Origin of the sequence: Streptomyces sp. URMC 129 (assembly GCF_051386415.1) — a bacterium.
Classification (GTDB): Bacteria; Actinomycetota; Actinomycetes; order Streptomycetales; family Streptomycetaceae; genus Streptomyces.
This window is the reverse complement of sequence record NZ_JBPQTQ010000040.1, coordinates 1-23674: the sequence shown is the minus strand read 5'-3', so window position 1 is coordinate 23674 and position 23674 is coordinate 1. Positions and strand designations below refer to the sequence as shown.

Annotated in this window: 19 protein-coding genes; 7 read left to right on the top strand and 12 right to left on the bottom strand. The window is 73.5% G+C overall.

Annotation, left to right across the window (positions count from 1 at the left end; genetic code table 11):
- From ACSNOC_RS11125 to ACSNOC_RS11115, 3 genes are all read right to left on the bottom strand, one after another.
- Positions 1-1233: a sarcosine oxidase subunit beta family protein gene (locus ACSNOC_RS11125; protein ID WP_436747177.1), complete on the bottom strand. Its 1233-nt coding sequence runs from the start codon at positions 1231-1233 to the stop codon at positions 1-3.
- Between the two features lie 73 nt (positions 1234-1306).
- A complete protein-coding gene (locus tag ACSNOC_RS11120; RefSeq protein ID WP_436747176.1) occupies positions 1307-2218 on the bottom strand; it encodes a bifunctional methylenetetrahydrofolate dehydrogenase/methenyltetrahydrofolate cyclohydrolase in 912 nt (303 codons plus the stop codon).
- 14 nt (positions 2219-2232) lie between these two features.
- Positions 2233-4671 (bottom strand): GcvT family protein, encoded by a 2439-nt coding sequence (locus ACSNOC_RS11115; RefSeq protein ID WP_436747175.1) that lies wholly within the window; start codon positions 4669-4671, stop codon positions 2233-2235.
- 216 nt (positions 4672-4887) lie between these two features.
- Here ACSNOC_RS11115 and purU point away from each other — a divergent pair, with 216 nt between their 5' ends.
- Complete coding sequence (gene purU / locus ACSNOC_RS11110; protein WP_436747174.1) at positions 4888-5760, top strand: formyltetrahydrofolate deformylase; 873 nt, start codon at positions 4888-4890, stop codon at positions 5758-5760.
- Between the two features lie 63 nt (positions 5761-5823).
- A complete protein-coding gene (locus ACSNOC_RS11105) occupies positions 5824-6621 on the top strand; it encodes an IclR family transcriptional regulator (RefSeq protein WP_436747173.1) in 798 nt (265 codons plus the stop codon).
- Here ACSNOC_RS11105 and ACSNOC_RS11100 read toward each other — a convergent pair.
- The 5 genes from ACSNOC_RS11100 to ACSNOC_RS11080 form a co-directional block, all read right to left on the bottom strand.
- A complete protein-coding gene (locus ACSNOC_RS11100; protein WP_436747172.1) occupies positions 6609-8963 on the bottom strand; it encodes an FdhF/YdeP family oxidoreductase in 2355 nt (784 codons plus the stop codon). The two genes, ACSNOC_RS11105 and ACSNOC_RS11100, sit on opposite strands and share 13 nt — an antisense overlap.
- A gap of 221 nt (positions 8964-9184) precedes the next feature.
- Positions 9185-10042, bottom strand: coding sequence for a dihydropteroate synthase (folP, locus tag ACSNOC_RS11095; protein WP_436747189.1), 858 nt, complete (start codon positions 10040-10042; stop codon positions 9185-9187).
- A 187-nt stretch (positions 10043-10229) separates the two neighbouring features.
- Positions 10230-11315, bottom strand: a complete 1086-nt coding sequence (locus ACSNOC_RS11090) for a chorismate-binding protein (protein ID WP_436747171.1) — start codon at positions 11313-11315, stop codon at positions 10230-10232.
- Between the two features lie 817 nt (positions 11316-12132).
- Positions 12133-12762 carry a choice-of-anchor C family protein gene (locus tag ACSNOC_RS11085; RefSeq protein WP_436747170.1) on the bottom strand — a complete coding sequence of 210 codons (630 nt, stop codon included), beginning with the start codon at positions 12760-12762 and terminating at the stop codon, positions 12133-12135.
- Positions 12763-13007: 245 nt separating this feature from the next.
- Positions 13008-13580 (bottom strand): TetR family transcriptional regulator, encoded by a 573-nt coding sequence (locus ACSNOC_RS11080; protein WP_436747169.1) that lies wholly within the window; start codon positions 13578-13580, stop codon positions 13008-13010.
- Positions 13581-13654: 74 nt separating this feature from the next.
- Between ACSNOC_RS11080 and ACSNOC_RS11075 the strand changes: the two genes are divergently transcribed.
- Positions 13655-15421, top strand: coding sequence for an ABC transporter ATP-binding protein (locus ACSNOC_RS11075; protein ID WP_436747168.1), 1767 nt, complete (start codon positions 13655-13657; stop codon positions 15419-15421).
- A gap of 103 nt (positions 15422-15524) precedes the next feature.
- Positions 15525-16112 (top strand): PadR family transcriptional regulator, encoded by a 588-nt coding sequence (locus tag ACSNOC_RS11070; RefSeq protein ID WP_436747167.1) that lies wholly within the window; start codon positions 15525-15527, stop codon positions 16110-16112.
- A 410-nt stretch (positions 16113-16522) separates the two neighbouring features.
- Here ACSNOC_RS11070 and ACSNOC_RS11065 read toward each other — a convergent pair whose 3' ends face one another.
- Complete coding sequence (locus ACSNOC_RS11065; RefSeq protein ID WP_436747166.1) at positions 16523-17230, bottom strand: TetR/AcrR family transcriptional regulator; 708 nt, start codon at positions 17228-17230, stop codon at positions 16523-16525.
- A gap of 359 nt (positions 17231-17589) precedes the next feature.
- Between ACSNOC_RS11065 and ACSNOC_RS11060 the strand changes: the two genes are divergently transcribed.
- Positions 17590-18591: a purine-nucleoside phosphorylase gene (locus tag ACSNOC_RS11060; protein WP_436747165.1), complete on the top strand. Its 1002-nt coding sequence runs from the start codon at positions 17590-17592 to the stop codon at positions 18589-18591.
- Between the two features lie 43 nt (positions 18592-18634).
- On the opposite strand, the gene rpsR is transcribed toward ACSNOC_RS11060, so the two are convergent.
- The 3 genes from rpsR to ACSNOC_RS11045 all read right to left on the bottom strand — a co-directional run bounded on the left by rpsR (position 18635) and on the right by ACSNOC_RS11045 (position 20944).
- Positions 18635-18889, bottom strand: a complete 255-nt coding sequence (gene rpsR / locus ACSNOC_RS11055) for a 30S ribosomal protein S18 (RefSeq protein WP_436747164.1) — start codon at positions 18887-18889, stop codon at positions 18635-18637.
- A 139-nt stretch (positions 18890-19028) separates the two neighbouring features.
- Positions 19029-20036 (bottom strand): porin PorA family protein, encoded by a 1008-nt coding sequence (locus ACSNOC_RS11050; RefSeq protein ID WP_436747163.1) that lies wholly within the window; start codon positions 20034-20036, stop codon positions 19029-19031.
- Between the two features lie 155 nt (positions 20037-20191).
- Positions 20192-20944, bottom strand: a complete 753-nt coding sequence (locus ACSNOC_RS11045; protein ID WP_436747162.1) for a hypothetical protein — start codon at positions 20942-20944, stop codon at positions 20192-20194.
- Between the two features lie 209 nt (positions 20945-21153).
- Between ACSNOC_RS11045 and ACSNOC_RS11040 the strand changes: the two genes are divergently transcribed.
- Both ACSNOC_RS11040 and ACSNOC_RS11035 read left to right on the top strand, forming a co-directional pair.
- A complete protein-coding gene (locus tag ACSNOC_RS11040; RefSeq protein ID WP_436747161.1) occupies positions 21154-22815 on the top strand; it encodes an FAD-binding dehydrogenase in 1662 nt (553 codons plus the stop codon).
- Complete coding sequence (locus ACSNOC_RS11035) at positions 22812-23609, top strand: SDR family oxidoreductase (protein ID WP_436747160.1); 798 nt, start codon at positions 22812-22814, stop codon at positions 23607-23609. Before ACSNOC_RS11040 ends, ACSNOC_RS11035 begins: the two co-directional genes overlap by 4 nt.
- Positions 23610-23674: the final 65 nt, after the last annotated feature.

Here is a 23674-nt window from a genome sequence, read left to right as displayed (position 1 = left end):
CTAGTGAGCGACCGCGGCCGCGCCGTGCTCGTCGACGAGCGCGCCCGTGGTGAAACGGTCGAGCGAGAAGGGGGCGTTGAGCGGGTGCGGGGCGTCGTGGGCGATGGTGTGGGCGTACGCCCAGCCGACTCCCGGGGTGGCCTTGAAGCCGCCGGTCCCCCAGCCGCAGTTGACGTACAGGTTGTCCACGGGGGTGAGTCCGACGATCGGCGAGGCGTCGGGGCTGACGTCGACGATGCCGCCCCAGGTGCGCAGGACATGGGCCCGGGCGAAGACGGGGAACAGTTCCAGAGCCGCCGCCATCTGGCGCTCGACGATGTGGAACGCGCCGCGCTGGGTGTACGCGTTGTACGCGTCGATGCCCGCGCCCATGACCAGCTCGCCCTTGTGGGCCTGGCTGACGTACACGTGCACCGCGTTGGACATGACGACGGTCGGGTGCACGGGCTCCAGCAGTTCGGACACCAGGGCCTGCAGCGGGTGGCTCTGGATCGGCAGCCCGAATCCGGCCATGGCGGCGAGGACGGAGGAGTGGCCGGCGGCGCACAGGGCCACCTTGCCCGCGGAGATCGGGCCGAGCGTGGTCCGCACTCCGGTCACCCGGCCGCCGTGGATGTCGATGCCGGTGACCTCGCAGTTCTGGATGAGGTCGATCCCGGCGGCGTCGGCGGAGCGGGCCAGGCCCCAGGCGACGTAGTCGTGCTTGGCGATCCCGGCGCGCGGCTGGTACGTCGCGCCCAGCACCGGATAGCGCACGTCCGGCGAGACGTTGACGATCGGGCAGACGTCCTTGACCTGCCGCGGGTCGAGCCACTCGGCGTCGACGCCGTTGAGCCGGTTGGCCTCCACGCGGCGCACGCTGTCGCGGACGTCCTGGAGGCTGTGCGCCAGGTTGAGCACACCGCGCTGGGAGAACAGGATCGGATAGTCGAGCTCCTCCTCCAGGCCCTCCCACAGCTTGAGCGCGTGCTCGTAGATCCCGGCGCTCTCGTCCCACAGGTAGTTGGACCGGATGATGGTGGTGTTGCGGGCCATGTTGCCGCCGGCCAGCCAGCCCTTCTCCAGCACCGCCACATTGGTGATGCCGTGGTTCCTGGCGAGGTAGTGGGCGGTGGCGAGGCCGTGCCCGCCCCCGCCGACGATGACGACGTCGTAGGAACGCCGGGGCTCGGGCGTGCGCCAGAGCCGGTCGGGGTGCTCGGGCAGGTCGGCGCCCGGGGTGCGGGGGCTCATCGCGCGCCTCCTGACCGGCGCGGGCCGAGAGGGTGCCGGGCGGCCGGGGTCTCGCCACGGTGCGGGAACGTGTTCATACAACCTGCCTCGGTCGTGGGGACGGGAGGGGATCCCGGGAAGGCCGGGCGGGTCCGGCGCCGGCGGCGCGCTCGGCGGCCTCCACCACGTTGGTGAGCAGCATGGCCCGGGTCATGGGGCCGACGCCGCCCGGCATCGGGGCGAGCCACCCGGCGACCTTGGCCACGTCGGGGTGCACGTCGCCGAGGAGTCCGTCCGGGGTGCGGCTGATGCCGACGTCGAGGACCGCGGCACCGGGCCGGACCTTGTCCGGGGTGACCAGCCCGGGCGAACCGGCCGCCGCGACGACGATGTCCGCCTCGCGCAGGTGCCAGGCCATGCCCTGGGTACCGGTGTGGCACAGCGTCACGGTGGCGTTCTCGGACCTGCGGGTGAGCAGCAGGCCGAGGGGACGTCCGACCGTGACGCCGCGGCCGATGACGCACACCCGGGCGCCGGCGAGCGGGACGTCGTGGCGGCGGAGCAGTTCGACGATGCCGCGCGGGGTGCAGGGCAGCGGGCCGTCGACGCCGAGCACGAGCCGGCCCAGGTTGACCGGGTGCAGGCCGTCGGCGTCCTTGGCCGGGTCCATGCGCTCCAGGACGGCGCCGGAGTCCAGGCCGCGGGGCAGCGGGAGCTGCACGATGTAGCCGGTGCAGGCGGGGTCGGCGTTGAGCTCGTCGACGACGGCCTCGACCTGTGCCTGGGTGGCGTCGGCGGGGAGTTCGCGCCGGATCGAGGCGATCCCGACCTGCGCGCAGTCGCGGTGCTTGCCGGCGACGTAGGCGTGGCTGCCGGGGTCGTCGCCGACGAGCACGGTGCCGAGGCTGGGGGTGAGGCCCCGGGCGGCCAGGGCGGCGACGCGCTCGGTGAGTTCGGTGCGGATCGCCGCGGCGGTGCGGCGTCCGTCGAGGATGTGTGCGGTCACGGGGTTCCCCTTTCTCAGCCGCGCAGGCGCCGCATCGACGGGTCGAACAGGGGCTCCTCGGCGACGACCGCGGGGATGCGCCGGTCGAAGTAGCCGATGCCCAGGGTGCGTCCGGGGGTGGCGAGCCCGGCGGGGAGCCAGGCGTAGGCGATGCCCTTGCCGATGGTGTAGCCGTACGCGGCGCTGGTGACGTAGCCGACCGGGCGGTCGCCGTCGTAGACGGGCTCCTTGCCCATGACGACGGAGCGCGGGTCGTCGATCGTCAGGCAGGCGAGGCGGCGCGTCACGTCGGCCGCACGCCGCTCCAGCGCGGCGCGGCCGATGAAGTCGCCCTTGTCCATCTTCACGGCGAAGCCGAGTCCGGCCTCGTACGGGTCGTGCTCGTAGGTCATGTCGGTGCCGAAGGAGCGGTACCCCTTCTCCAGGCGGAGGCTGTTGAACGCGCCCCGGCCGGCGGCGACGATCCCGGATCCCTGTCCGGCCTCCCAGAGGGTGTCCCACAGCTTCGCGCCCATGTCGGCGGTCGTGTACAGCTCCCAGCCCAGCTCCCCCACGTAGCTCAGCCGCATGGCGGTGACGGGGACGGCCCCGATGTGCGCGCGCTGGGCCCGGAAGTACTTCAGGCCCTGGTTGGAGAAGTCCTTGTCGGCCAGTGGCTGCAGGACGTCGCGCGCCCTGGGGCCCCACAGGCCGACGCAGCAGGTACCGGCCGTGAGGTCGCGCACCTGTACCGACCCGTCGCCGGGCAGGTGCCGGGTGAACCAGTCGAGGTCGAGGTTGCCGTTGGCGCCGACCTGGTAGTGGTCGCGGCCGAGGCGGGCGACGGTCACGTCGCTGCGGATCCCGCCGTCGTGGTCGAGCACCAGGGTGTACGTGACCGAGCCGACGGACTTGTCGACGTTGGCCGTGGTCATGCGCTGGAGGAAGGCGGCGGCCCCGCGGCCGGTGACCTCCAGGCGTTTGAGGGCCGTCATGTCGTACAGGGCGACGGTCTCGCGCGTGGCCTGGGCCTCGGCGCCGACGATCGGCGACCAGTAGCGTGCCGCCCAGTCGTTGGGCACCGGGATGTCCCGGCCCTCCACCAGCGGCTCGTTGGCGGCGTACCACTGGGGCCGCTCCCAGCCGGCCGCCTCCAGGAAGAAGGCACCCAGCTCCTGCTGGCGGGCGTGGAAGGGACTGGTGCGCAGCGGCCGGGGCGCGCCGGGCGGCTGGAGGGGGTGGAGGATGTCGTAGACCTCGACGAAGTTCTGGCAGTCGCGGGCCAGCACGTACTCCGGGGCGAGCTGGTGGGGCTCGAAGCGGTTGACGTCGCACTCGTGCAGGTCGAAGGACGAGCAGTGGCCGTCGACGAGCCATTCGGCCATGGCGCGTCCGACCCCGGCGGAGTGGGTGACCCACACCGCCTCGGCCACCCAGAAGCCCTTCACGTCCGGGGACTCGCCCAGCAGGGGCAGCCCGTCGGTGGTGAAGGAGAACAGGCCGTTGAGGCCCTCCTCGACCTCGGCCTCCTTTGTCGCGGGCAGCAGCGACTGGGTCTCGGTCCATGCCTCGGCGAAGTCGTCCGGGGTGAAGCGCAGCACCGAAGGCATCCCCCCGGCGGCGTCGACGGACAGGATGTCGTCCACGTCGACGGGCAGGGGCCGGTGTCCGTAGAAGCCGATGCCGAGCCGGTCGAAGCGGTCCCGGTAGTACAGGTCCGCGTCCTGGTGGCGCAGGATCGGGCGGACGGCCTCCTGCTCCTGCCCGGCGAGGGCGGGCACCGGGCCGGTCCAGGCGAGCTGGTGGGCCAGGGGGGTCAGCGGAAGCTCCATACCGGCCATGCGGGCCACCTTGGGGCCCCAGATCCCGGCGCAGCAGACCACGATGTCCGCGGGGATCTCCCCCTGGTCGGTGACGACGGCTGTCACGCGGCCGTCCTCCGTGCGGATGTCGAGCACCTCGTGGCGGCCGAGCGTCCGTACACCACGGGCCCGGGCCGCGCGGAGCTGCGCCTCGACCGCGAGAACCGCCTTGGCCAGGCCGTCGGTGGGGACGAGGAGTCCGCCGAGCACGCGCTCGCGGGCCACCAGCGGGTGCAGTTCGACGCACTCGTCCGGGCCGATCACCCGGGCCTCGATGCCCCAGGAGGCCAGCCAGCCGTGCCGGCGGTGGAGTTCGGCCAGGCGCTCGGGGGTGGTGGCCACCTCCAGGCCGCCGACCTGCAGGAAACAGGGCTGACCGTCGACGTCGAGGGAGCAGAACTTCTCGACCGTGTAGCGGGCCAGCTCGGTCATGGTCTTCGAGGAGTTCGTCTGGAACACCAGGCCGGGGGCGTGGGACGTCGACCCGCCGGTGGCGGGCAGCGGGCCCTGGTCCACGACCGTGACCTCGGTCCAGCCCCGGGAGGACAGTTCGTCCGCCAGCGACGCCCCCACGACGCCGGCACCGATGATGACCACTCGCGGTCCCGCCATCACAAAACCTCCGGTTGCATTGCACGCAACGTACTTCGCATTGTGCAACTCACAGTGCCGGGACCCCACGAGCACTGTCAAGGGGCCGCGGCCCCCGAACGGCAACGCGCCGGCGGGCGGGACAACCGCGCCACCCCTTGACCGGCGGGTCACCCGCACTGGACGATGTTGCGTATCACCCACCACGTTGCGCTATACGCACCCATGGAGGATGTCATGTCTCCCCGACCGCAGCCCGGCCGCGAGTTCGTCCTCACCCTGTCCTGTCCCGACCAGGCCGGTCTCGTCCACGCCGTGACCACCTTTCTCGTCAGCCACTCCGGCAACATCCTGGAGAGCCAGCAGTTCGACGACCGACTGCACGACCGCTTCTTCATGCGGGTGCACTTCGAGGTCTCGGACCCGAGCGTCTCACTGGAGAAGCTGCGCGCCGGTTTCGCGCCGGTGGCCGGGACGTACCGGATCATCTGGCAGCTCCACGACGCCTCGACCCCGACCCGCACGCTGATCATGGTGTCGAGGTTCGGCCACTGCCTGAACGACCTGCTCTTCCGCAGGTCCACGGGCGCGCTCAACATCGAGGTGGCGGCGATCGTCTCCAACCACCGCGACTTCGAGCCGCTGGCCCGGAACTACGGCATCCCCTTCCACCACATCCCGGTGACCCCGCCGACCAAGGCCGAGGCGGAGGCACGCCTGATGCGCCTCGTCCACGAGCTCGACGTCGACCTGGTGGTGCTCGCCCGCTACATGCAGATCCTCTCCGACGACCTGTGCAAGCGGCTCGACGGCCGGGCGATCAACATCCACCACTCCTTCCTGCCGAGCTTCAAGGGGGCCAGGCCGTACGTCCAGGCACACGAGCGCGGCGTCAAGCTCGTCGGCGCCACGGCGCACTACGTCACCTCCGACCTCGACGAAGGCCCGATCATCGAGCAGGACGTCGTCCGTGTGGACCACTCGCGCGCCCCCGACGAGCTGGTCACCATCGGCCGCGACGTCGAGGCCCAGGTACTCGCCCGGGCCGTGGAATGGCACAGTGAGAGCCGCGTGCTGGTCAACGGCAACCGCACGGTGGTCTTCCGCTGACGGGCGCCGGCCGGGCGGCGCCCGTCCCGCGAGCCATGGATTACCAGTGGGTATAGTTGCGCTATGGGCAACTACACGGCAGAGAGCGAAACAGCAGGTCCGGCGGTGAACGGGGTGCAGTCCGTCGACCGTGCCGTCAGCGTCCTGGAGATCCTCGCCCAGCGCGGCGAGGCGGGCGTGAGCGAGGTCGCCGCCGAGATCGACGTCCACAAGTCGACCGCCTTCCGCCTGCTCGGAGCGCTGGAGGCGCGCGGTCTGGTCGAACAGGCGGCCGACCGGGGCAAGTACCGGCTCGGCTTCGGGATCGTACGCCTGGCGGGCGCGGTCACGGGCCGCCTGGACATCACGCAGCAGGGCCGGCCCGTGTGCGAGCGGCTCAGCGAGGAGATCGGCGAGACCGTGAACATCGCCGTCCTCCAGGAGCACTACGCGGTCAACCTCTACCAGGTGCGCGGCCCGGGCGCGGTGGGCACGCACAACTGGGTCGGGCAGCTCACCCCGCTCCACGCCACGTCCAGCGGCAAGATCCTGCTGGCCCACCTGCCGGAGAAGAGGCGCGCCGAAGCGCTCGCGGCGTCCCGGTTGCAGAAGCTGACGCCGCACACCCTGACCGCCAGGGCGAAGCTGGAGAAGAACCTCGCCGAGGCGCGGGAGCGCGGGTACGCGGTGACGCTGGAGGAACTGGAGATCGGGCTGCACGCCATGGCGGCCCCGATCCGGTCCCGCGACGGTGAGGTCATCGCCGCCCTCAGCGCCTCCGGCCCGGCGTACCGCTTCACCGAGGAGCGCATCCACCAGTTCGCGCCCGTGCTGCTCAAGGGCGCGGAGGAGATCAGCCACCGGATGGGCTACCTGGGCTGAGCCTCCCCCGGCCCGCGGGAGGGGGACCCGCGGTGCTCCAGGCGCACCACGATGCTCTTGGACGTCGGCGTGTTGGAGGTGTCGGCCACCGAGTCGAGCGGGACGAGCACGTTGGCCTCGGGGAAGTACGCCGCGCAGCAGCCGCGGGGCGTGTCGTAGGCGACGGCGCGGAAGGCCTCGGCCCGCCGCTCCGGTCCGTCCGGCCATTCGCTGACGAGATCCACCAGCCCGCCGTCGGTGATCCCGCGCTCCGCGAGGTCGTCGGGGTGGACGAAGACCACCCGGCGTCCCCGGCGGATGCCCCGGTAGCGGTCGTCGAGCCCGTAGATCGTGGTGTTGTACTGATCGTGGCTGCGCAGTGTCTGGAGCAGCAGGCGGCCGGGCGGGACGCGCGGCACCTCCAGCGGGTTGACCGTGAAGTTGGCCTTGCCCGTGCGGGTGGGGAAGCGCCGCTCGTCCCGGGGGGCGTGCGGCAGGACGAAGCCGCCGGGACGCCGCACCCGGGCGTTGAAGTCGGCGAATCCGGGCACGACCCGGGCGATGCTGTCGCGGACGGCGTCGTAGTCGGCCCCGAAAACCGCCCACGGCACGTCGCTGTCCGCGACGGCTCCGGCTCCGCCGCCGGGGCCGAAGAGGCTGCGTGCCAGCCGGCAGACGACGTCCGGCTCGGAGAGCAGGTGCGGGGAGGCGGGCGGCAGCCCGCCGCGCGAGGCGTGCACCACCCCCATCGAGTCCTCGACGGTGACGAACCGGTCCGCCCCGTCCGGTCCCCGGTCCCGCTCCGTGCGGCCGAGGACGGGGAGGATGAGGGCCTCGCGCCCGCAGACCGCGTGGGAACGGTTCAGCTTGGTGGAGACCTGGACGGTGAGCCGGCAGTTCCGCAGGGCCCGCTCGGTGACGGCCGTGTCCGGGCTGGCGGAGACGAAGTTGCCGCCCATGGCGAAGAACACCTTCACCTTTCCGGCGTCCATCGCCCGGATCGTCTCCACCGCGTCGAATCCGTGGTGGCGGGGCGGGTCGAAGCCGAATTCCCTCCGCAGCGCGTCGAGGAATTCCGGCGCCGGTTTCTCGTAGATGCCCATGGTCCGGTCGCCCTGGACGTTGGAGTGGCCCCGCACGGGACACACGCCCGCGCCGGGGCGTCCGATGTTGCCGCGCAGCAGCAGGAAGTTCACCACCTCGCGGATGGTGGGCACGGAGTGCTTGTGCTGGGTCAGGCCCATGGCCCAGCACACCACGACCGACGGGGCGGCCAGGACGTCGCGAGCGGTCGCCTCGATGACGTCGCGCGTGAGTCCGGTCGCCTCGGCGACGTCGTCCCAGTCGAGTTCGCGCAGCCGTCCGGCGTATGCCTCGAAGCCGTGGGTGTGCGCGGCGATGAAGTCACGGTCGAGGACGGTGCCGGGCGCGGCGTCCTCGGCGTCGAGCAGCAGCCGTGACAGCGCCTGGAAGAGCGCCTGGTCGCCACCGAGCCGGATCTGCAGGAAGCGGTCCGCGAGGGACGTGCCGCCACCGGCGACTCCGCGGGCGTTCTGCGGGTTCTTGAAACGCAGCAGCCCGGCCTCGGGCAGGGGGTTGACCGCGATGACGCGCGCACCGCGCCGCTTGGCCTTCTCCAGCGCGGACAGCATGCGCGGGTGGTTGGTGCCGGGATTCTGCCCGACGACGAAGATCAGCCCGGCGCGGTACAGGTCGTCGAGGTGGACGCTGCCCTTGCCCACCCCGATGGTCTCGGTGAGCGCCGATCCGCTCGACTCGTGGCACATGTTCGAGCAGTCGGGCAGGTTGTTGGTCCCGAACTGCCGCACGAGGAGCTGGTAGAGGTACGCCGCCTCGTTGGAGGTCCGCCCCGAGGTGTAGAAGGCGGCCTCGTCGGGGCTTCGCAGCGCCCTGAGCTCCCGGGAGACGACGGTGAACGCCGTCTCCCAGGTGACCGGCACATACGTCTCCGAGCCGGCCGGCTTGTACATCGGCTCGGTGAGGCGGCCCTGCTGGCCCAGCCAGTAGTCGCTGCGCCCCGCGAGGTCGCCCACCGGGTGCGCGGCGAAGAACGCGGGGGTCACCCGGCGGACGGTGGCCTCCTCGGCGACGGCTTTGGCGCCGTTCTCGCAGAACTCGGCCACGCTGCGGTGATCACCCTCCGGCCAGGCGCAGCCGGGGCAGTCGAAGCCGTCCTTCTGGTTGACCTTGAGCAGCGTGAGCGCCGTGCGCCGCACGCCCATCTGGTCGTATCCCATGCGCAGCGCATGGGTCACCGCGGGGATCCCCGCGGCCCAGTCCTTGGGCGCGGACACCTCCAGCGCGTCCTCGCCGGGGTCCTCGCGCGGTGCCTTGCGTGCCATGACTGCCTCTCCTCGTCGTGTGCCGGATGGGACTGCCGCGGCGGTGCGCCGGGCTTGTGCCGGAGTCAGGTGGGGAACGCGCCGGTGCGGGGCTCGCCGGGCACCGGGACACCGCGCCCGGCACAAGCCCGGGAACGCGTCCCCGGCCCCGCGCGACCCCGGGCGTCGACGTCCTGCCGATCCGGATCCGTCCCGGTCACCGGCTTCGCCTTCACCACGCGTCAGACGCGCACGCGCCGGGCGCCGGCCCGGCGGCGCGGGGGCGGTTGCGCCGAGGCTGCCGCCTCGGCGCCCCAGCGAGCAGTGACCCGTACCGCGTCGAGCGTCGAGGCCACGTCGTGCACGCGCAGGCACCAGGCGCCCTGCGTGGCGGCGAGCACGGAGACGGCGGTGGTCGCGGCGTCCCGCGACCGGGCGGGGCGCGGCTGCCCCGTTGCCGGATCCGCCAGCACGCGCCCCAGAAACGACTTGCGGGACGCGCCGACCAGCACGGGGTACCCCAGCGCGCCGACCTCCCCGAGACGGGCCAGCAGCTCCCAGTTGTGCCCGGGCGCCTTGGCGAAGCCCAGCCCGGGGTCGACGATCAGGTAATGGGGTGGAATCCCCGCCCGCAGCGCGGCCTCGACCCTCAGGCTCAACTCGTCGACCACGTCGGTGACGACGTCGTCGTAGACCGCGTTCGCCTGCATGCCGGCGGCGTGCCCGCGCCAGTGCATCAGCACGTACGGCGTGGCGGACCGCGCCATCAGCGGAAGCATCCCGGGGTCGGCCAGGCCGCCCGAGACGTCGTTGACGAGCCGTGCGCCCGCGTCGAGAGCGCGGGCGGCGACATCGGCCCGCATGGTGTCGACGCTGACGGTCCCGCCCGCCGCGGCGAGTTTCCGCACGACGGGCAGGACGCGCCGCAGCTCCTCCTCGACCGGCGGGCGTGCGGCGCCGGGACGGGTGGACTCACCGCCCACGTCCACGATGTCCGCGCCCTGCTCGAACAGCACGAGTCCGTGCGCGACAGCGGTCTCGGGAACGAACGAACGACCGCCGTCGGAGAACGAGTCCGGCGTGACGTTGACCACTCCCATGACCAGCGTCCGGCCGGGCCGCGGCAGCCCGCACGGGTGGAGCTCCGGCACTCCGGGACGCGGTGCGGCGGTGGCGCGGGCCGTGCGGCTCACCGGGATCCGCCCTTCCGGCTCCTCACCCGAGGTCCCCGGCGGGCGAGACGACACGCGGACATCATCACGACCACCTCGATGCATATAACGAAACTCATTGCGCAAGGCGCAACGTCAGTCTGGAGTCGCCCCTCCCCCTTGTCAAGGAGCCGGCCCCCGACGCCAGGGCGAGCAGCCGGGCCGCCTTCAGCTCCGTCTCCGCCCACTCCCGCTCCGGGTCGGAGTCCCAGGTGATACCGGCGCCCGTACCGAAGCGCAGCGCCGGGCCCCCGGGGGCGGAGCGGTCGATCCAGAAGGTGCGGATGCCCACGGCCAGCTCGCCGGTCCCCCGGTCGGCGTCGACCCAGCCGATGCCGCCGCAGTACGGACCGCGGGGCGCCGTCTCCAGTGCCCCGATGATCCGCAGCGCGCTGGACTTGGGCGCGCCCGTGACGGAGCCGGGAGGGAACGTGCCGGCCAGCAGCCCGGGCCAGCCCACCCCCTCGGCCAGCTCGCCCCGCACGGTGGAGACCAGGTGGACCAGGCCCGGATGGCGCTGGACCGCGCACAGCTCCGGCACCGTCACGGATCCGGTGGCGCAGACACGGCCCAGGTCGTTGCGGACCAGATCCACGATCATCACGTTCTCGGCCCGGTCCTTCTCCAGCAGGTCGTCCGCGGTCCGGCCGGTGCCCTTGATCGGCCCGGACTCCACGGTCCGCCCGGTGCGCCGCAGGAAGAGCTCGGGCGAGGCGGTGGCCACCTCGACGCCGTGGGCCGGCAGCCGGACCGTGCCGGCGTACGGGGCGGGGTTGCCGCGGGCCAGCAGCGAGGTCAGGGCGTCGGCGTCGGCCGTCGCGGGATCGGGCAGCGGCGCGGACAGCACCCGGCACAGATTGGCCTGGTACACCTCGCCCGCCGCGATGTGCTCGCGGACGCGCCGCACGCCCGCCGTGTACGCGACCCGGTCCAGGGACGAGGTCCAGTCGGCGGTCGCAGGCCCGCGCCAGGCTCCGGCCACGGGGGCGGGCACCGGCGCGCGGCGCACGTCCCCGAAGCGGGCACACACCAGACGGCCCTCGAAGCCGGCGACCACCGCCCAGAAGCCGGACGAGTCCAGGGCCGCGGGGTCGCTGGTGACGTCGCGCAGGTCAGCGGCGACAAGGCCGTCGAAGCGGGCCAGAGGGGCGAGGTCGTGCACGGCGGCGAGCCTTTCTCGTGACCTGGGCCGGGAGCTCCGGGGGCCGGGGTCACCCCCGCTCCCGGCGCGGGCCGGACCGGCGCCGAGCACCGGGAGGCGCCGAGAGCTCGTGAGGGTGGCGCGCAGAGAGAGCCCCTATGTTGCACATAAAGAGACGCATATCTCAATGTACAACAACAGACTGCCGCCCTCGGAGCCGCTTCCTCCGGTCGCGTCGACCGGGCCCCCCCCCGCCCGTGCGACATCCCGCGGGACGGAGCCCGCGGATCGCGTACCACCCGGTCCGCACGTGCCGATCGGGTTGCCGAACGCGTCGGTCTCCCGCTCCCGGTGGGGCACGCCGGCCTCGCCCACCACGGGGAGCCGGCCATCCGGCCGTCCCATCGGCGTGTGTGTCGTCGCCTTCGACGGGCCGCGCCCCTTCGGCACGGACGACGTCGCGTACGCCCGCGGGCAGGCTCCGCCCGGGCCCCTCAGGACGTTCCCGGCACACGGGCCGTGGGCGTGCGAGGCTCGGGAGGGCACGGAGTCCGTACACGCGACGCGAAGGACGTGAGCACCCCGCGCGGAACGGTTCTCCACGCTCCCGGGGACGTGCGTTTCGAGGAGCGCGCGGCCCGGAGATCGTCAGGCCGACCGACGCGGTCATCAGCCGCCCGCCCGCCGCGCCCACCGGCCGAAGGGGGCGGGACGTGGCGCCGCCGTTGCGCACCGGCGGCGCCGTGGGGCCGGGTCCGGCCGTCACCCGGGGGCCCTGCGGGTGACGGGGGGCGGGACGCGGCGGTCGCCGGTCAGGCGGTCGGCCGCGGCCCCCGGGTCAGCAGGCGCAGGGGCAGCAGGAGGTGACCTGCACGTCGTCGATCACCGGCCCGTAGGCGCTGCCGGGGGTGGTGCTGACGAACGACAGCGTCGTGGTGGCGCCGGTGGCCACGAAGGTCACCTGCCGTTTGATGTATCCCATGTCGGTCAGCGACGTGCCGGTGATGTCGAAGGAGAAGTCCTGGATGTTCTGGCCGTCGAGCAGGACCCGGCCGGTCTTCAGGGCCGGGCCGCCTGCCGGGTTTCCGGCCAGCGCGTACGTGACGGTGTAGGTCTCCCCCGGGGTGGTGGTGAAGGTCTGGGCCACCGCTCCCGTGTTGCTGCCGTTGAGGTCGAGGGACTGATCGCCCTCGGCCGCCTGCCAGAGCCCGTCGTCGACGAGGTCCACGGACCCGCTGGACACCTGCCACGGCCCGATGAACTGCCCCGCCGGGAAGTTGGTGAACGAGTCCGTCCGGGCGAACGGGGACTCGAAGCTGCCGTTGTCGAACCGGCTGACGAGAGGGGCGACTTCCGCCGTCCCGGTCCCCTCGGCCGGGGCGGCCAGCGCGGTGCCGGCGCCGGAGATCAGCACGGCGGCGACGGCGGGCGCGGTGAGTGCGGTGAGTAAGGAGCGCTTGGGTAACACGATTCCTCCTCGGTGAACGGCCCCGGCCTCCCTGACGTTCGGGCCGGGAGCTTCTCAACTCTCCTTGAAAATGGTTGAGTTGGGCCACACCGCAGGGGCGGGGTGCGGAGGTGCGCGGCCGGGGCGCGGCGCCCGTCGCGGGCGCGTTCCTCCGCGACGCGCCGATGCGCGTGTCCGGGCGCCGTTCCGCGCCCCCACCGTCACGACGCCCGTGCCGCGGGGACCGGATGCCCGCCGGAGCAGGGCTACGGCGCGACTGCCTTGCGCAGCGTCCGCAGGCAGAGCGTCAGCGCCTCGTGCTTCGTGCCGCCGGCGCGGGTCCGCTCCCAGGCGGCGTACAGCAGCGACCACAGCACCTGGGAGATCCAGGCCGCGTCCAGGCCGGTGTCGAAGTCGCCCTGCGCGTGCCCGCGCTCGACGAGGCGGGTCAGGGCCCGGTCGGCGTCGGTGTCCTCCTCCCAGCCCTCCCAGTTCCAGACCGCCGCCAGCGACTCGTCGAAGACGAGGCTGAGCGCGTCCCCGAGCTCGAAGAGCTCCTGGCACAGCCGCTCCAGCGCGAGGAGCGCGGGCCCCTCCTCCAGGCGGGCCCGCTCGGTGGCGACGGCCACCTTCTCCAGCACGTCCGCGCCGAGGGCACGCACCAGGTCGGAGCGCTCCGGGAAGTAGCGGTGCACCGTCGTGCGGCCGACCGCCGCGGCGGCGGCCACGTCCGCGAGGGAGGCCGCGGAGTTCGTGGCCAGCACGGCGGTGGCGGCGTCGAGGATGGCACGCCTGGTGCGGCTGCGCGCCCCGGCTCTGCTGCTGGCGGCGGTGTTCATGGCCCTACCGTAGCGCGAGGCCCATTATGGAACACGTTTGACACTGATGGAACGTCGATGTTCCACTGGCGAACATGATTGCTCCGGATAGTCTGCGGATCCTGTGGTCGTTCGCCCGCCCGCACCGGCGCGCGCTGGGCGGCGGCCTGCTGCTGGCGCTGGCCGCGTCCGCGATGGGCCTGGCCACGCCGATGGTGACCAAGCAGGTCCTGGACGCGCTGGACGACGGCACCTCGCTGCGCGGGCCGGTGCTCGCGCTGCTCGGGCTGCTCGTCGTCGGCGCGGTGCTGTACTGCGTCGAGTGGATCCTGCTCGGCACGATCGGCGAGCGCGTGGTGCTCGAAGCCCGGGAGTCGATGGTGCGGCGGTTCTTCCGCGCCACCGTGCCCGCAATCACCGCACGGCCACCGGGCGAGCTGGTCACGCGCGCCGTGTCGGACACGGTGCTGCTGCGCGAGGCCGCCTCGTCCAGCGTCAGCGGGCTGATCAACGGTGTGGTCATGCTGGTCGGCACGCTGGTGCTGATGAGCGTGCTGGACCTGGTGCTGCTCGGCACGACCGTGGCCGCGGTGCTGGTCGTGGTCCTGCTCTTCGGCGTGCTGATGCCGGCCATCGCGAAGGCGCAGGAGCGGGCTCAGGAGCACGTGGGCCGCGTGGGCGGCACGCTGGAGGGCGCGCTGCGGGCGATCCGCACGGTCAAGGCCAGCGGCGCGGAGGACCGGCAGGCGGAACGCATCGCGGAGGACGCGCGGGCCTCGGCCCGCCACGGCATCCGGGCCGTCCGCCTGGAGGCCACGGCGTGGACCATCGCCTGGACCGGCGTCCAGCTCGCGGTCATCCTCATTCTCGGTGTCGGCGCGTGGCGGGTCAGCGAGGGCCATCTGGAGATCTCCAGCCTGATCGCCTTCCTGCTCTACGCCTTCGGGCTGATGGAGCCGCTCACGGAGCTGTCCCAGGACCTCACCGCGCTGCAGTCGGGCATCGCCGCGGCGGAGCGGATCAAGGCCGTGGAACAACTGGCCCAGGAGGGCCAGGAGGGCCACGGGGGTCACGGGGGCGACGCGCCACGGACGGCGGTGCCCGACCGAGGCACGGGCGGCCCGGTGATCGAGGTGCGCGGCGTCACGGCGGCCTACGGTCCGGAGCGGGAACCGGCCGTGCGCGGGCTGGACCTGGCGCTCCCGCGCCGCGGGCACGTGGCCATTGTCGGGCCGTCCGGAGCGGGCAAGACCACGGTCTTCTCCCTGCTGCTGCGCTTCCTCGAGCCGCGGCGGGGCGAGCTGCTGCTGGACGGTGTCCCGTACGAGCGGCACGGCCACGCGGCGGTCCGCGCCCGGCTGGCGTACGTGGAGCAGGACACGCCGGTGGTGCCCGGCACTCTGCGCGACAACCTGCTCTACTCCCGCCCCGACGCCGGCGAGGCGGAGCTGCGCCGGGTGCTCGCGGACGTACGGCTGGCGGAAAAGGTGGCGTCGCTGCCGGACGGCCTGGACACCGAGCTGTCGTCGGCCGCGGTGTCGGGCGGCGAGCGGCAGCGGATCGCGCTGGCGCGGGCGCTGCTGCGGGAGCCGGACGTCCTGCTGCTGGACGAGGCGACGGCCCAGCTCGACGCGCTCACCGAGGCGGCGGTGCACGACTGCGTCCGGCGGCGGGCCCGCGAGGGCGCGGTGGTGACGATCGCGCACCGGCTGTCCACCGTGGTCGACGCGGACCTGATCGTGCTGATGGAGTCCGGCCGGATACGGGCCCAGGGCACCCATGACGAACTGCTCGCGGCGGACGGGCTCTACCGCTCACTGGTGGCGGCGCTGCGGATGGCGGACGGGGCGCCGACGACGTGACGCGCGCCGGGGGGACGGAAAGGGGTTGTCGATAGCGTGTATCCGATATATCGTTGATGCATCGCGATGCTTACGCGATCCAACACAGAAGGAGCAACGAATCATGCGATCCCACCACTTTTCCCACCGGCACGGCCTCGGCGACAGGGGCCGGGCGGCTTTCGGTCCCTTCGGTCCTCCCTTCGGCGGTCCGGGGCGCTTCGGCCCCGGCGGCCCCGGCGGTCGAGGGGGGCGCGGCGGGCCTGGAGGGCGTGCCCGCAGGGGCGACGTCCGGGCCTCGCTCCTGGCTCTGCTCAGGGAACGGCCGATGCACGGCTACGAGATGATCCAGGAGATCGGCGAGCGGAGCGGCGGCGCCTGGCGCCCGAGCCCCGGCTCGGTCTACCCCTCGCTGCAGCTTCTCGAGGACGAGGGCCTGATCACCTGCGAGACGGAGGGCGGCAAGAAGCTGTTCACCCTGACCGAGGAGGGCCGCACCGAGGCGGAGGCCGGCCCGGAGGCTCCCTGGGAGGAAGCCGGCCGGGGGGTCGACTGGGAGGCCATGCGGGAGATCAGGCAGGCCGGAACAGCCCTGGGCGAGGCCCTGCGCCAGACATGGACGACGGGCACCCCGGAACAGCGCGAGAAAGCACTCGCCGTGATCAACGAGGCCCGCAAGAAGCTCTACCTGATCCTCGCCGAGGAGGACTGAGCGGCACCGACGAGCGGTTGCCCGCTCCCCCTCCACCGGCGGGACGCGCGCCGCCGCCCGGCCACGGGACCCGCGGTGCTCCGGGTCATACGTCGCCGTCGAGAAGAACTGGCCCGGCTCCGACAACGGCCTGCTGCGGGCGCGTTCCACCTCCGTGGGCGGCTAGGAGCGGTTCGGGCTGTGGGTCGACGACGCGACCGGCCACTGCGCGATCCGCTCCCTCGCCAACGGCCGCTTCGTCGCGATGGAGCACGGCTGGACCGGCTCGCGCCGGTACGCGCTGCGGGCCCGTTCCACGGACTGGCTCGGTTCGTGGGAAGAGTTCGACATCGGGGAGCTGGCCTGAGGCCGGTCCCGGACTGCCCCGGGACCTCCCTGTCCGCCCGCGGGCGCGTGGCCCCGCGGGCGGTTCACCCGCCGCCGCGACGACCGTCCCGCCCGGTCGGCTCCCCGCCCCCGTCCGTATCCGCGTCCGCGTCCGGTGTGCTGTAGGCGAGGAGGACCCGCCCGAACAGTTCCTCGCGGCGGCGGCGGGCGGTCTCGCTGCCCGGCTCCAGCAGGACCTGCACGGCGGTGCCGTCGTGGACGGCCACCAGCGCCTGCCCCAGCGCCGCCTCGTCGGGGACCCGGCGCCCGGCCCGGCCCAGCGCGGCCACCACGATCGGCAGCACGGTGTCCTGGATCGCCTGCTCCCGGGCGGCCATCACGCGGCGCAGCGGCGGAGTGCGCAGCGCGTGCGCGGTGAACTCCGCCGTCACCCGGTACCAGGCGTCCTCGACGGGGATCGCGGTCAGCGCGGCCCGCAGCACTTCCTCCGGGGTCGCCTCCTCCCCCACCGTCCCCAGCGCGGCCCGCAGGTCGTCCAGCATCCGGGTGGAGCGCCGCTCCCACATGGCGAGGAACAATTCGTCGAGCGAGGTGAAGTTCGAGTAGAAGGCGCCCCGCGAGTACCCGGCGCGCTCGCAGACCTGCTCGACGGTGGAGCGGCCGAAGCCCTCCTCGGCGAACACCTCCAGCGCCGCGTCGAGCAGCCGCTGCCGCGTCCGCGCCCGCCGCGCGGTCACCCGCCGGGCCGGGGGCGCGCTCCGCCCGGCCGGAGTCGTCGCCTCTGGCGCCATCGTCCCTCGCTGTCTTTCCGACGCGCTGCGATACATGAACGTATCCGATCTGTCCGGCAAGCGACAAGGACGGCACCGCCCTCGCCCGTGAGCGGACGGGCGACGGCCCGCCCGTGGCCCTGCCCGCCGGGGCCGCCCACACCCGCGTACCGGTGCGGCCACGACCGCCCGGCCGCCCAACCCCTCGTTTCCGCACGGTAATTGACGTGGCGCCGGGCGGCGCCGCCGGTAGCCTTCGCCGTGCGCGCGCGGCGCCGTCCCCGGCTGATCCGTGTGTCCCTGACGGCGGTTGACCCGCCGGGGCCTCGGCGCCGCACGTCCGCACCCGGGACCGCACCGACCACGAGGGAACCTCACCCATGCCACGCATAGCACGCCGCGCGCGGCGGCTGCTGCCGAAGACCGCAGCGTCCCTGGCCGCCGTCCTGGCGATCGGTGCCCTGCCGCAGTCCAGTGCCGTCGCGGGGGACGGCCCGCCCGGCCGGGAGCAGGTCGAGGTCGGCGTGCTCGTCATCACCATGTTCGACGGCGAGACCGCCCCGTGGCTGGAGAACGAGTCCCTCCCGCTCACCGTGGACATCCCGGGCGCCTACCGGCCGCTGCGGTGCGACACCGGCGGACTGTGCGTCGCCCAGATCGGCATGGGGAAGTCCAACGCCGGTATCAGCATGGAGGCGATTCTCGGCAGTCCGGAACTGGAGCTGAGCGACGCCTATTTCCTGACGGCGGGCATCGGGGGCACGCCGCCGGAGAACGGGACGCTCGGCTTCGCCGCCTGGGCGCGCTGGATCGTGGACTACGACCTGGGCCACCACCTGCCCCCGGAGGACGTACCCGGCGTCCCGCACGGCTACCTGCCGATCGACAACGACACGAGCGTGTACCGCCTCGACGAGGAACTGGTCACCACCGCCTACGAGGTGACGAAGGACGTCGAACTGACCGACAACCGGGAGTCGGTGGACAACCGCGCCCAGTACCCGGGCGAGGCGGACGACAAGCCCTACGTCACCGTGTGCGACACCGTCACCGGGGACAACTGGTTCGCCGGCCGGGAGGCGTCGGAGCGGGCGCAGTACATCACCGACCTGCGCACCGGGAACCGCGGCGAGTACTGCACGACGCAGATGGGGGACAACGCCACCGCCGCCGCCCTGGACCGGCACGGCCACCTCGACCGCTACCTCAGCCTGCGCACCGCCAGCGACTTCGACCAGCCGTACCCGGGGCAGAGCCTGGAGGATCTCCTCGCGCACTTCCCCGGCTACGGGCCGTCCGTCGAGAACGCCTACCGCGTGGGCTCCGCCATGGCCCGCCACCTCCTCGGCCGTCCCGCCGCGGACGCGGGGTCCGGCGGCTGACGGACTTGCGGAGGGTGGGCGGAGGCCCGGGCGGACTCCCCGGTCAGCGGGGCGTCTTGCCGGGGGCGTACGGCAACAGGGCCATCTCGCGCGCGTTCTTGATGGCCCGGCTCATCTGCCGCTGCTGCCGGACGGTGAGCCGGGTCACCCGGCGGCTGCGGATCTTGCCCCGGTCGGAGATGAACTTCCGCAGCAGGTCGGTGTTCTTGTAGTCGATGTAGGTGATCCCGGCCGCGTCCAGGGGGTTGGGCTTGGTGGCGCGGCGGTCCTTGCCCCGCTCGGACTTCCTCGTCGGCATGACGCCTTCTCCGCTCCTTCTCCGCTCGGCAGCAGATGGAAATGGTTTTCATGAGCAGCCTACCGGAGCGGACGTGCGGGCCGCGGCCGGGGCGCCGCGGCGCGGGGAAGGCTTCGGCGATCTTTCGGGGCCGCGGCGGTCAGGCCGGGTCGGCGGGGGCGCGCCGGGTCTTCCGGGCCTGCCAGGAGGCCACGGCGTAGAGGGGCAGGGCCAGGACGAGCAGGGCCAGCGGGGCGCCCGTGCGCAGCAGCCACAGGGAGCGGGCCGCCGCCTCGGCGTCGTCGGCCTGACTCCGGACGCTCTCGTCCGTCGACCGCACCTCGACGTCGCTGACCGGGAGGAGCGCCACGGGCTCCGGCTCGACGGAGGCCTGGGCGACGAAGGTCTGGTGCTGCTCGGTGTCCAGCACGATGCCCGTCGCGGAGTCGACCCAGATCCGCAGGTCGGTGGTGGCCGCGTAGGTGAGCGGCACGGTGTCGGGCAGCGCCTCCAGCGCGGCGGCGTCCGGGCGCCGGTCGGCGGGGAGGGCGGCGGCGATGCCGGTGACGACGTCCCTGGGCAGAGCGGCCGGGAGGGCGGCGGTCCGGTCCGGGTCGGCCAGGGGTCCCTCGGCGTGCACCGTGTAGACGTGGGCGGTGCGGCCCTCGACCGTCTCCGTGCGGTCGTAGACGGCGGTCGTCGCGGTGCGGGTCGCGGAGTCCCAGAACGGGTAGTCCCGCTCGTCCGGCGCGATGGGCCAGCCGATCACCAGGCCGTCGTGGGGCGCGGCGCCGGAGTCGTCCGGTACCGGGGCGTCCTCGAACGACTCGCGGTCCACGGCCCACTGCTCGTCCGTGGCGAGCAGCTCCCGGTCGTCCGGGCCGGTGATCACCCGGTGGTCGGAGAAGACCGCGGTGTCACCGCTGGTGTCCACGACCTGGACGCGGCGGTCGACCGTCACCGGCACGTCGCCGAGCAGGGCGCCCGCGAGGTCGCCGGACTCGACGGCGGCGGCGTCGAGCATGTCCATGGTGCCGGTGTACCGCACCGTGATGTCCACGTCGGACGGGATCCGGGCGAGCTCCGGGTACACCCCGAGGCGCACCACGCCCGAGGCGGCCAGCAGCACGGTGGCGGTTCCGGTGAGTACCCAGACTGACTTGCGCATGACGCCTCCTCTGTGCGAACGCACAGCGATGTACGGGGATGCGGAGTGCGGAGTGCGGCGGCTGTTCCGGAGGTTCGTCAGGCAACGTAGGGTCGCCGCGCGGGGACGTCAATAAGGTGGGAGCGCTCTCACCCGGACCAGTGATGGCCCAGAAGTCACAAGGGATATCCCGCCTCACCGGGATGGAACAGCCGGGCGGCTGTCGAAGAGGATCCGGATTCCAGGCCGCCGGGGACCGGGAGGCGCGCGGCGTCGGCCGTCGCGGGCGCGCCCTTGAAATTCGCGATCGTGAATGCCCGCATCACCGCGGGCTTCGCCGGGGGTCGGTCCGTCGTGATGCCCGGGGCCGGGGCCGGGACGGCGCGCCAGGTGGCGTAGACGCGGTCGAGGTCGACGGCGTCGGGGGCGATGCGCCCCTGCTGGTGGATGCCGATCAGGGTGCCGAGGAGGACGACGGCGAGGGCGTCGGGGTCGAGGCCGGGCGGGAGGGCGGCCGGGTCCGGCCACGCGCGGACCGGGGAGCGCAGGGCGCCGTGGAGTTCGGCGTAGTGCCCGTGGAGCGGGGAGCCGGGCGCCACGGCCTCGGCGATCAGGGTGAGGAACAGCCTGCTCGTCGGCGCGTCCGGCGCGGCCATCGTGTCGCAGGCCGGGCGCTGCCGGGTGGGACCGGCATCGGAGCGCTGCCGGCGGGGCTGCTGACCCGGCCGGCCGCGGACCCCGGCTCCTGCGTCCCGTCCGACGGCCCGCGCCTGGGCCCGGTGGTGGCCGATCTGGTGTCCGCGCTGTTCGCCCACGAGCTGGGGGCGGGCCGCTGCCTGCCGCCGGAGTCCCACCGGCGGACCCTGCTGCTGCGCGTGCGGGCGTTCGTCCAGCGGCACGTGCGCGACCCGGATCTGAACGCCGGTCACGATCGCCGCCGCGCACCACCGTACGGAGGCCGCCGCGCCTGCGAAATATCGCCCGCCCGGTTGCGGCGGAAGATGTGACCGCGTCACACGACGGATCGCGCGGGCGCCTCCTTGTCGCCGCGCGAACCCATCGGATACGTTCATGTATCGAACGAGGGTCGCCGTGCGCGCCGGAGCGGCGCGGCGCACCGATCGCGTGAGGAGACACCGTGGCGGACGACGCCGACGTCATCGTCGTGGGAGCCGGACTGGCCGGGCTGGTCGCGACGTACGAACTGACCCGCGCGGGACGGCGGGTGATCGTCGTGGACCAGGAGAACGAGGCGAACCTCGGCGGCCAGGCGTTCTGGTCGCTGGGCGGACTGTTCTTCGTGGGCAGCCCCGAGCAGCGCCGCATGGGCATCAAGGACTCCCCCGACCTGGCGCTGGCCGACTGGCTCGCCTCGGCGGGCTTCGACCGCGACCGGGAGGACCACTGGCCCCGGAAGTGGGCGCACGCCTACGTGGACTTCGCCGCCGGGGAGAAGCGGCGGTACCTGCACGGCCTGGGCCTGCGCGTGACGCCGATGGTGAGCTGGGCCGAACGCGGCGCGGGCACCGCCACCGGCCACGGCAACTCGGTGCCGCGCTTCCACATCACCTGGGGCACCGGGCCCGAGGTGGTGCGGGTCGTCCGGGAGCCCGTGCTGGCCGCCGCCGGCCGCGGGCTGGTCACCTTCCGGCACCGGCACCGGGTGGACGGGCTGATCACCGAGGGCGGCGCGGCGGTGGGCGTGCGCGGCACCGTGCTGGAGCCGTCCGCCGCGCCGCGCGGGGTCGCGTCGTCGCGGGAGGCGGTGGGCGCGTTCGAACTGCGGGCGCAGGCCGTGGTGGTGACCTCGGGCGGCATCGGCGGCAACCACGACCTGGTGCGGGCCAACTGGCCGGCCGACCGCCTCGGCCCGGCGCCGGAGTCGATGCTCACGGGCGTGCCGGCGCACGTCGACGGCCGGATGCTGGGCATCGCGGAGGGCGCGGGCGCGTCGGTCGTCAACCGCGACCGGATGTGGCACTACACCGAGGGCGTCGCCAACTGGGACCCGGTCTGGCCCGGCCACGCGATCCGCATCATCCCCGGCCCGTCCTCGCTGTGGCTCGACGCGACCGGGCGGCGGCTGCCCGCCCCGCTGTTCCCCGGGCACGACACGCTGGGCACGCTGCGGCACATCCTGGGGACCGGCCACCCCTACACGTGGTTCGTCCTCACCCGCTCCATCGTGGAGAAGGAGTTCGCCCTGTCCGGCTCGGAGCAGAACCCCGACCTCACCGGCAAGGACCTGGGGCTGGTGCTGTCCCGCGTCCGCAAGGGCGCGCCGGGACCGGTGCAGGCGTTCCTCGACCGCGGCGAGGACTTCGTGGTCCGCCGCACGCTGCGCGAGCTGGTCGACGGCATGAACGCGATCGCCCCCGGCCCGCGGCTCGACGCCGCCGAGGTGGAACGCCAGGTCGTGGCCCGCGACCGCGAGGTCGGCAACGCCTACTCGAAGGATCTGCAATTGATGACCGTCGCCAACGCCCGCGCCTACTGGCCGGACCGGCTCACGCGGGTCGCGAAGCCGCACCGGCTGCTGGACCCCACGCACGGGCCGCTGATCGCGGTGCGCCTGCGCGTCCTGACCCGCAAGACGCTCGGCGGCCTGGAGACGACGCTGGACTCGCAGGTGGTGCGGCCCGGCGGCGAGGTGTTCGACGGCCTGTACGCGGCCGGCGAGGCCGCCGGCTTCGGCGGCGGCGGGGTGCACGGCTACAACGCGCTGGAGGGCACCTTCCTCGGCGGCTGCGTCTTCTCCGGCCGCGCGGCCGGCCGCGCCCTCGCCCGGGGCCTGGCGTGAGCCCCCGCACCGCGCTCGTGACGGGCGCGTCCTCCGGCATCGGCGCGGCGGTGGCCACGGCGCTGGCCGGGCGCGGCTACCGGGTCCTGGGCACCAGCCGCGACCCGTCGCGGATAGCCGCCCCGGTGCCCGGCGTGGCCTACCTGGCGCTCGACCTCGCCGACGAGGCGAGCGTCGAGTCGTGCGCGGCGGCGGCCGGCGCCGTCGACGTCCTGGTCAACAACGCGGGCGAGAGCCAGAGCGGGCCGATCGAGGAGCTGCCGATGGACGCGCTCCTGCGGCTGTTCCAAATCAACGTCTTCGGCGCGGTGCGGCTCACCCAGCTCCTGCTGCCCGGCATGCGGGAGCGGGGGTACGGGCGGGTGGTGATGGTCGGCTCGATGCTGGCCAGCTTCCCGCTCGCCTACCGCTCGTCGTACGTGGCGTCCAAGGCGGCGCTCAAGGGCTTCGCCAGCGCGGCCCGCCGCGAGGTGGCGCCGTACGGGGTCGCCCTCACCACCGTCGAGCCGGGCTCCATCAACACCGGCATCAGCGAGCGGCGCACCCAGTACCTGGCCGACGGCTCGCCGCACACCCAGCGGTACCACCGGATGCTGACGGCGCTCAACGCCAACGAGGCGAAGGGCGTCCCCGCCGAACGCGTGGCCGCCACCGTGGTGAAGGCGATCGAGGCCGCCCGCCCCAGACCCCTGTACGCCGTGGGCAGCAACGCGCCGGTGGTCTTCGCGCTGCGGCGGCTGGCCCCCCGCGCCGCCGTGGAACGCGTGGTGGCCCGCCGTCACGGACTGCGCTGACCCGCGGTCACCGCGCGGGCCCCGGCGGGGCGGGGGCGGGCGGCCGTGGCCGAACGGCGCCGGGC